The following is an 838-nucleotide window of genomic DNA, read 5'->3' on the forward strand; positions in this document are numbered from 1 at the left end:
TTGATCTCCGAGACGGCGCCGACGAACGTGGTCTTGCCCACGCCGAAGCCGCCCGCCACCACGATCTTCGCGCTGGTGGTCGACCTTCCTCCGGCGGCCGCACCGCCGCTAGAGCTTGCGAAGTCCACTGAGCACCCTTTCGAGCAGTGTCACATCCGGCGTGCCGCCGGCCTCTCCGTTTCCTGGCTGGTGGATCGCCACCATGCCCGCCTCCGCCAGGTCGGCGACGAGGATCCGGGCCACCCCGAGCGGCATCGACAGCAGCGCCGACACCTCCGCCACGGACTTCACCTCGCGGCAGAGGTGGCAGATCCGCTGGTGCTCGGGGAGCAGTCCGGCGAGGTGCGCCGGGTCGGCGGTGGTGGACACCAGTGCCTCTATGGCGAGCTGGTACCGCGGCCGGGTCCGGCCGCCGGTCATCGCGTAGGGGCGGACCAGCGGCTGATCGCCTTCATGCCCGTACGAGGCGTCGTCGTGCGACGCGCCGTAGGGATCGTGAGAGGCGGGGGGCGGGGTCATGAATCCTCCGGTCGTGACAGCAGGTGGTCTGCGTGCCGTCTGACTGGGCCGGTGGGGGGCCGGATGGGGCGGCCGACGGTATAGATGGCAAAGGCGAGAGGCGGGTACGGAGGGGCGTACCCGCCTGGCCGTCAGTGGAGCAGGCTTCCCTGGAGCTCCGCGCGGAGATCCGGGGTGAGGACGCTGCCGGCCCGGTCGACCAGCAGCGCCATCTCGTAGCCGACGAGGCCGATGTCGCAGTCGGGGTGGGCGAGTACGGCCAGCGAGGAGCCGTCCGAGATGGACATGATGAAGAGGAAGCCGCGCTCCATCTCCACCA

2 protein-coding genes and 1 pseudogene are annotated in these 838 nt (G+C 70.3%); all 3 read right to left on the reverse strand.

Going from position 1 to position 838, the window contains the following annotated elements:
• Window positions 1-128: pseudogene (locus FVS66_RS02320) on the reverse strand (ATP/GTP-binding protein); the annotation flags it as partial.
• Window positions 109-519, reverse strand: a complete 411-nt coding sequence (locus FVS66_RS02325) for a DUF742 domain-containing protein (RefSeq protein ID WP_149179269.1) — start codon at window positions 517-519, stop codon at window positions 109-111. The pseudogene FVS66_RS02320 and the gene FVS66_RS02325, both read right to left, overlap by 20 nt.
• Before the next feature lie 131 nt (window positions 520-650).
• The coding region (locus FVS66_RS02330; protein ID WP_399224703.1) for a roadblock/LC7 domain-containing protein at window positions 651-838 on the reverse strand (188 nt) is incomplete at its 5' end.

This window comes from Streptomyces sp. TRM49041 (assembly GCF_008271805.1).
GTDB lineage: Bacteria > Actinomycetota > Actinomycetes > Streptomycetales > Streptomycetaceae > Streptomyces.